This window comes from Pseudomonas sp. 91RF, from assembly GCF_003576265.1.
Lineage (GTDB): Bacteria > Pseudomonadota > Gammaproteobacteria > Pseudomonadales > Pseudomonadaceae > Aquipseudomonas > Aquipseudomonas kribbensis.
Window position 1 is genome coordinate 47,673 of the sequence record NZ_QWFC01000050.1, and the last position, 7,984, is coordinate 55,656.

The following is a 7,984-nucleotide window of genomic DNA, read 5'->3' on the forward strand; positions in this document are numbered from 1 at the left end:
CGACAGGGGTCGCCCCTTGTTAGTCATCAGACTTCCTGTTTCCAGGCTGAGAGTGTTATTACGGTGCCTTCTTTTTCCTTGTTGCGTATTTCCACTTTGTAGGTCGCGCCACCGATATAACCTTCGACCAGTGCTTTTTTGTCGTTGCCGCTGATCTCGGCGTCTTTGGCTTGCAGCTTGTAGAAGTCCAGTACGCTTGCGTAGTCGGTATAGGTACGCAGGATCACCTCGAACTCATGTTGAGGCCGGCCAGCCATCTCATCCCAGTCCCCCTCCATGGGCGTGCCTTCCATGCCGGGTGTCGTGAATTCGCCATGTGCTCCGGCTCCGATCAAGTGAGCCCGTTGAGGAAGCATCGAGAGCATGGGTTTGGGGAAGTCGGCGGGAAGTTGCGAGGTGGTCCACGCCCCTTTTTCCGGATCTGTAGAAACATATTCGACAGCCGCAATTTTCTGCGCAGTGGCCCGTGTTTCCGGGTCATCACTTTCGGCGCGGATGGCCAGCATGGGCGGTAACTGTTTGCTCCAGGTTACAAGAGAAGCGGCATCATCTTTTTTCGAGCCTTTGGGCTGGAAAATAGTCAACACCGTGTCCGGCAGATCATTGCAGGTCAACGCTTCTTCTCGGGATTTTACTGTGCAGTGTCCGTTTACCAGTCCGACCGCAACCAGCTGACCCTTTTCATCCAGCAGCAATGCAGCCCGCTCGAGGCCGTTGTTCCCGTCGTTCATCGCCGTGATCATGGTTTTTCCGGCAGGAACTCCTTCGTCAAAAGATGAAAGTTCTGAATCCAGCGATTCGAGAACCTGTTGCACGATCATTGTGTTGTCGTTTGTATAGCTGCCTGTTGCATAACCGAGGAAATCAACCAATGCGGAACGGATCGCCGGATCATCGTTGAGTTTCGGGAGGCTTGGCGAAGAGGGATCATTTGTCAGTAATAAAGCAACTGTACCGTCGGAACGGTGCTCTGAGCGTAGAGATAGGGCAGTTGCGTGAACTGAAAAAATCAGTGCGAGAAATAGGGTTAGGAGGCGTGTTAGATGTATCAAAAGACAGTCCTTTGTGGTGGTTAAACCCGGGTTGATGTTTAGTGTTACTGGTGTAACGAAAAATAAGTTTGTCCCCGTTTTTTGGTAGGGATTGTAAATATTACAGCCGCGTATCGGGAGCTTTTTGATTGGTGGATGAAATCGTAATATTGGTTTGGGTCGTTGGTGAAGGAATACTTGTAAATGGCATGCACTGAAATCCATTTTCTTATTGACAGTTCTTCGGATTCTAGCTCTTGCGCGATGTTGTCGTAGCTTATCCCGTCAAGCCTATGCTATACACTTCGTGGGATATGTTTTTGCGCTGTCATTTTTTCCTCGAACGTGAGAAGGGGGGGATTTATTTTCTTCCGCGAATAATAAATCTGTCCCCTTCTTTCGCTTAGGTTTTGAATTTGTGAATTGTCATTTCGCTTTCAAGTTGATAGCCGGAGATGAAGTTGGATAGGCCTGAATCCATAATGTCCAACCAGCTGGCTGGAGTGGTTCCAATATCGTCGGTGAATTCCATCCATTCTGCTTCTTCAAATTTTTTGTCGGCTTCATTAAAGATTTCACCCTTTTTTATGGCAACTTTTTCGATGTCCTTTGTACATATGTCAAATTCAAAGGAGGCGCCATATAAGGTGCCGTTTGCTGATTTTATAATGAGAAGGTCGGCACCTTGTGCGTATGTACTTACATATGCATCTGCGGCGTAAAAAATTTTTTCCATACAAGCCTCACATTGGAAACGCGGTGACTACATTGTTTGTATTAGCCTTAACCACGATTCTAATTGAGTTCAGAACCGGGTGGCCATCTGCGGCTCCTGGCATGCCACCTTTGAATCCCGCATTTGGATAAGGGACATCGTAGATCCAATTACCATTCCCTGGTTGTTCTACGTAAGGGGTTATGCCGTCACGTTTTGCAATCGCCCACGCATTTTCTGTCGCTGATATTGGTTCCTCGTTGAATACCCCATGAGGAACTTGTCGAGTAGGGTCATCAGCACCATGCCTCCTCACATGGTCTGCTCGACTGAGCCCTTTTTTATCTACACCATTCCAGTCCAAATCTCCGCTTGGCTTATGGTTTACGGGTACTTTCTTTTTTCCTGGGCACTGGGCTTGTGTTGTGGTCAGACCTAAAGGGTCCACCCACCCCGTAGGATTAGGCACGTACTGGTAGTTATTCAACCCACCCGCAAGCTTGATCGGATCCGGAGTCAGAAAACGCCCAGTACCCGGATTGTAGTAGCGGTGCCGGTTGTAATGTAACCCTGTCTCGGCATCGAAATACTGACCCTGGAATCGCAACGGGTTATCGATTTCACTGACGTCGAGCGCTGCGAGGTTACCGTAGGCGCGGTACTTCGCGGACCACATGATCTCGCCACTGTAGTCAGTGAGTTCCTGCGGTGTGCCCAGATGATCGAGTTGGTAGTAAAACGGCGTTGCCTTGCGCGGGCCTTCGCCGTCGAGCATGGCCAGCGGGCGGAAGCTGCCGGGTTCGTAGATGTAGGTGCGATAACGGTTGTCCGCGCTTTCGGCGATCAGGCGTTCACCTTGCCACAAGAATTCGGTGGTTTGGCCGTCGACGGTTTTTTCGATGCGGCGACCGAAGGCGTCGTATTTGTAGGACGCGGCGCTACCGCCCGGTAGGCTGACACCGACCAGACGATGCTGGCAGTCGTAACGGTATTCGGTGACGAGTTTTTGTCCGGCGCCACGGCGCTCGCGAATCAGGTTGCCAAAGGCGTCGTAGTCGTAATGGCGATCACCCTGCATCATCAGGCGGTTGCCTTTGACGTTGGCGAGGTTGGCTGTGCCTTCGTTGTTCTGGCCGAGCAGGTTGCCGGCCGGGTCGTGGGCGAAGCTTTCCGGTGTCGCGCCACGCACGCTGATCAATCGATCGAGCGGGTCGTAGTGGTAGCTGCGGTTGCCCTTGCGGCTGTCGTCGATACCGGCGAGGTTGCCGTTTGCGTCGTAGTTGTAGCGGCGCTGGAACAGGTTTTTGTCGCGCTGGCTGACGCTATGGGCCTGCAAGCGACCCTGTTCGTCATATTGATACTGGCTGAGCAACAGGCCTTGCTGCCGTTGCTGTTCGCGACCACCGCTGAACTGGTGAGAGGTCAGGCGCGAACCGTTGAGGTCGATGCCGCTGAGCGTACCGCCGGGTTGGTGGCGGTAGTCGAGTTTGCTGCCATCGGGCAAGCGACAGTGCTTGAGCTGGCCAACGCTGTCGTACTCATAACGCAAGGTGCCCCAGCCCTGGTGTTCGGTGACGAGGCGATCTTGCAGGTCGTATTCGTAGGCGAGTGGCCAGTGTCCGTCGTCGACGTTGACCAGGCGGCCGAGGGCGTCGTAGCTGTAGTGGATTTCTTCGCCGTCGGGAAGGGTCTTCACCAGCAACCGGCCTGCGGTGTCGCGTTGGTACTCAGTTACCAACTCGCTACCGTCTTCACCGAATTCGGTTTTCTTCAGCAATTGGCCGTTGAGGTCGTATTCGTATGCGGTGCGACGACCGTCGAAGCCGGTTTCCTGCTGGATCAGGCCATTCGGGAAGTAGTCGAGGTGGTAATGCTCGCCGCGCTCGTTTTCGATCTCGGTCAGCAACAGGCGCGAGTTGTCGTAGCGGTAACGCAGCTGGCTGCCATCCGGGTTGATGCGACGGCTGACAAGGTGCAGTTTATCGGCGTATTCGTAACGGGTGACGCGGCCGAGTTCGTCGCGTTCGGCGGTGACATTGCCGTAGGCGTTGTAGGTGAACGCGCGCGTTGCGCCGCCCGGCAAGATAATTTGTGCGAGGCGGTTGGCGGTATCCCACTGATATTGGGTGATGGCACCAGATTCCTCTTGCCGAGTAATCTGCTGGCCCAACGCATCGTAGCGGTATTTGCGTTGACCACCATCGGGCAGGCGTTCCTCAAGCAATTGACCGAGGTTGTTCCAGCCCAGTTGGTGGCGGCTGCCATCCGGGTGACGGATCTCCAGCAGACGTCCTTGACGGTCGTAGCTGTAGAACGTCGAATTTCCATCCGGGTCGATTTGCTGAGTGACATCACCCTGTCTGTTGCGTTGATACTTCCAGCTGGCTTTGCCACGGTGAACATCGCTGACGAATCCGTTGCTGTATTCGTACGTGGTGGCTTCATCTTCAGGAGGGATGACAGCGGTCATCAATCCATCATCGTCATACCGGTATTCAATTACGGCGCCGAGCGGATCTTTTTCTGCGACCAATTGGCCTTTGTCGTTATAGGCCTTGAGGTGCTCGGCACCATCCGGATCGATCTTGCTGATCAATCGCGCCTGATCGTCGTGGGTGTAAACCTCTTCGCTGCCATCGGCGTTGGTAACGGTCACGCTGCCTTTGTCATCCCAGGCGTAGCGCGCGTCCATCTGCGAGAAGTTTGCCCAGTGGTGGATGCATCGAGCCAGTTTGCCTTCGTTCTCCCACTCCCAGAAGAAGCTCGCGCCGCCGGCCAGTTGCCGCTCCAGAATCACGTGTTGATCGTTGTAGCGATAACGCTCGGCTTCCCCGGCGGCGTTCTTTGCTTCAATCAACCGGTGTTGCGTGTCATAGGTGTAGGTGATCAGCGTCTGGACGGTGTTCCAGGCATCCTCAAGATTGTCCGCCGGAAGAAACTGCTGATAGTCCACAGCCACAATGTGTTTGCGGTCGTAGCGTAAAAGCAGGGCACGACCTGCGCCGTTGTCGAGGCGTTTGATGCGCCCGTGGATGTCCCGTGTGACGTGCAGGCGATTTCCATAGCTGTCGCTGATGGCGATCAGGGTTGCGCCTTTGCTGTTGAAGCGGAAGTGGTAGAACGATGGGCGTTTACCTGCTTGGGCTAGTACCAGTTCGGACGGGTCATCGCCGAGGAAAATGGCTGCACGCGAGAGGCTGTTGGTGATCGCCGGGCGTTGCTCGCTTGGAAGCGGGAACGGTGTGGAGCGGTTTTCGTGGTCGGTCCAGATGACCTCATCGCCCACGATTTCGATGCGGTGGGCAAGGGCGTGACTCCAGCCGTAGCCCAGGCCACAGTCGATTTCCACGGCGCTGGTTCTGTACAGGCGCGTCCATTCAAACGGCAGCAAGCCATCAAGTTGGCCATCTGTCAGCGTCAGCAGCTCTTCGCCGGTGACCATCGATACCGGGCATCCGTTGGTGCAGGTTTCCGAGGCAGGCTCGGCACTTTTTTCTGCGGGCGACTTTGCCTGTTTGGAAGCGTCGTCACCGACTTTGCCTTTACCCAGTTTTGCGTTCTTTTTCCCGTCGAAGCGCAGCTGAGAGACGCCGTTCCTCACCTTGGCTGTCACCCCGCGTGCCGCAACAGCGGTGTACTTCGCGACATACTCCATAAAGCCATTGATGATATTGAACAGCGACTTCACGAAGCTGGTGACAGCATTGATGACAAGCTCACCGTACTTCTTCAGTCGTGCGGCGAGGTAGATAACCCCTGTGCCTTCAGCCGCAATGGTCAGTACCACGCCAATCACGATATCGATCGCGATGCCGACGACAATGGCCGTGGTCATCTTCGCAACGTCGCCGGCCATTTTCATTGGCGGCAAGCCTGCTAACCAGATTACGGCACTGCGTACCAGCAGGAACAAAGCGGCTTCGTCGCTGGCCAGCAACATGGCTTTTTTCATGATGTCTGGCGAGCTTTCGGCGACTTTGATCAGGTCCTGGACGCCGGCACCGAGATCTTTTGCAAACTTCTTGGGGTCTTGCAGAATGTCGAGCACCAGACTGATGCCATCCCACACGCCTTTGATGGCCTCCCAGCCACCTTCAAGAATGCCGTTGCCGATCGCCATCGCTGTGCCCGAGGCCGACAGATTCGACCATTGCGGCTTGAACCCGGCCCACTCCTTGCGCAGGAAACCTTCAAGGTCTGCTGTTACGCCGCTATAGGAGCTGAACAGAGCGTCGATCTGCGCAGGCGTCACTTCGTTGTGAACACGGATTTTGTAGAACTTGCCGGGTACTCCGCCGGTCCAGCTGGCCTTGCCTTGCTGATCGAGTTTGACCTTGCTGACTGCACCACCTTCCACTGCGACGATCTCGACTTCGATATCGCCGATGGGAATGTCATAAACCGATTCGAATTTACTTTCGATCAGCAGCGGTCCCTTCAACGGGCATTGAGCCACGTTCGAAGAGAAGTCGCCGTCGGTCATGCTCACCGACTTACTGGTGTTGCCAACCTTGATCACTCGCTCCATGCCCAAAAGGGAAGGCAGGTCGGCTGCCCGACTGGCCTTGTCGGCGGCTCTCGCGTACCAGGTTTTGGTCTGTTCCTGATACAGCTTCAAACTGTCCTTGAAGGTGTTCAGTTGGTTGTCAACAAAGGCAACGCGATCCATCAGCCTTGCTCCAGAATCAGGTGGTTTAACAGTGCTTCTTTAAGGTTGTCCGGAGCATCCGGGCGACGCACGAAACGGGTGATTTTCAGTTTCAGGTTGTTCTCGGGCCATGCGCTGTAGAGATCCGGGCGTGCTTCTTCGAGCCATTGCATCAAGTTGCCGACCAGCGTCGTGTGATCCTCTTTCGCCAACTGATCCAGCAACTTCTTCGGCACCTCCCACCACGGCCAATCCCTCGCCTTCGGCACCACCCTCGGCCCGACTTCCAGGCTCCGCCCATTGATCAGATACCGCTCAAACACCGGCAGCACCTCCCCGGCACTCTCACCCAACCCTTCAAGAATCGGATAGATATGCCGCCCATCCCAGAACCGGAAAAACACTTCGGTCCCGTCCGGCATCTTCACCTGGGTCAGGCTGCGCAGGTGTTCGAAGACTTCGTTGGGTTCTGAACGGGAGACGGCCAGCCAGCCCCAGTCGAGGGCGTCGGTTTCGGTGATCCAGGGCAGGAAGGCCGAGTTGGCCTTGAGTTCGGCGACGTAAGGCATCACCGGTTGCCAGGTGGAATAGGGCGTTCCGCCCCAGACGGGGATGGCCTGGACGGACGGTTCGCTCTGATACAGGGTCTTCAGCGCTTCGGCATCGCTGGCAGCACTGACGATCAGATACAGACGTTCGTTCGCCTTGAGCGGGTGCGCGGAGAGCCAGGCCTGGGGAGTGATTTTTTCAGATGCCACAACAACCGTCCTTGATGGGTGAGCCTATTGGCTCATGTCCGCTTCAATGTTTTCTTCGTAACCCGAAAGCCTTTTCAGCACGCTTTCGTTTTCTGCGTATTTTTCTTTCAACTGCTTCAGTTGCTGATCTGTGCCTTTGCAGTATGTGTTCGCTTCGCTGGCGAGCCGCTGAATGTTGTCAGGGTCGGCCGGGTCTTGCTCGGGAATATCACCGCGAAGCGAGTCACAGTTGTTTCTCTTTTTTTCGTAGTCGGATGCGCGGTTTGTCCATGCGAATCTCTCGACAGTCAGATCGCGCATGCCCCCGCCTTACACTTCTCACACTCTTCACAAAACGGCGCATTACGCTTGAGCGTGTTGATCTGCGCCGGCGTCAGCACAGCACCCGCCTTATCGGCATCCGCCTGTTTCAGCACACCCGGCATCAACGGCGCCGCACCGGTGCCGCTCCCCGGTCCACCCCCCGAGTTGATGTTGATCGCCGGCCCGCTCATGGTCACGCCGCCGCCATCGATCTTGATGAAGCTGCCACCGCCGACCAGCGTCAGTTCAGCGCCAGCTTCCAGCACCACCTTCATCCCGCTGCTCAGGTGAATTTCCTGGCCGGCGTCGATGAATTGCCCGGTGCCGATCTTGATGTGCTGGTTCACGCCCACGGTCAGGTGGTCGTTGGCGCGGGCTTCGACTTTGCGGTCTTCGTAGACGGTGTGGTGTTCTTCGGCCTTGAATTCCGTGTAGCTGTTTTTTTCCACGACGTCGTGGCGTTCGTTGCCGACGCGGATTTTCTGGTCGTGTTCGATGTTCTCGTCCCAGTCGCGCTGGGCGTGGAGGA

At 55.4% G+C, this 7,984-nt stretch carries 5 protein-coding genes and 1 pseudogene; all 6 read right to left on the reverse strand.

Annotated features, from left to right (window positions below):
- Nucleotides 1-26 precede the first annotated feature (26 nt).
- Nucleotides 27-821 carry a hypothetical protein gene (locus tag DXT77_RS27215; protein ID WP_256663055.1) on the reverse strand — a complete coding sequence of 265 codons (795 nt, stop codon included), beginning with the start codon at nt 819-821 and terminating at the stop codon, nt 27-29.
- Between the two features lie 613 nt (nt 822-1,434).
- The gene (locus DXT77_RS27220) at nt 1,435-1,767 is read right to left on the reverse strand and encodes a hypothetical protein (protein WP_119429870.1); all 333 of its coding nucleotides are present in this window, start codon (nt 1,765-1,767) and stop codon (nt 1,435-1,437) included.
- Nucleotides 1,768-1,774: 7 nt separating this feature from the next.
- A complete protein-coding gene (locus DXT77_RS27225) occupies nt 1,775-6,415 on the reverse strand; it encodes an RHS repeat-associated core domain-containing protein (protein WP_119429871.1) in 4,641 nt (1,546 codons plus the stop codon).
- Nucleotides 6,415-7,152, reverse strand: a complete 738-nt coding sequence (locus DXT77_RS27230; protein WP_119429872.1) for a DUF4123 domain-containing protein — start codon at nt 7,150-7,152, stop codon at nt 6,415-6,417. Before DXT77_RS27230 ends, DXT77_RS27225 begins: the two co-directional genes overlap by 1 nt.
- A 24-nt stretch (nt 7,153-7,176) precedes the next feature.
- Nucleotides 7,177-7,452, reverse strand: a complete 276-nt coding sequence (locus tag DXT77_RS27235) for a hypothetical protein (RefSeq protein ID WP_178083499.1) — start codon at nt 7,450-7,452, stop codon at nt 7,177-7,179.
- Nucleotides 7,440-7,984: pseudogene (locus DXT77_RS27240) on the reverse strand (type VI secretion system tip protein VgrG); the annotation flags it as partial. The pseudogene DXT77_RS27240 and the gene DXT77_RS27235, both read right to left, overlap by 13 nt.

Bases quoted from the DNA above. Each gene is read 5' to 3' on its own strand.
- DXT77_RS27225 (WP_119429871.1), bottom strand. From the start codon at position 6,415: ATGGATCGCGTTGCCTTTGTTGACAACCAACTGAACACCTTCAAGGAC.
- DXT77_RS27235 (WP_178083499.1), bottom strand. From the start codon at position 7,452: ATGCGCGATCTGACTGTCGAGAGATTCGCATGGACAAACCGCGCATCC.
- DXT77_RS27215 (WP_256663055.1), bottom strand. From the start codon at position 821: ATGATCGTGCAACAGGTTCTCGAATCGCTGGATTCAGAACTTTCATCT.
- DXT77_RS27220 (WP_119429870.1), bottom strand. From the start codon at position 1,767: ATGGAAAAAATTTTTTACGCCGCAGATGCATATGTAAGTACATACGCA.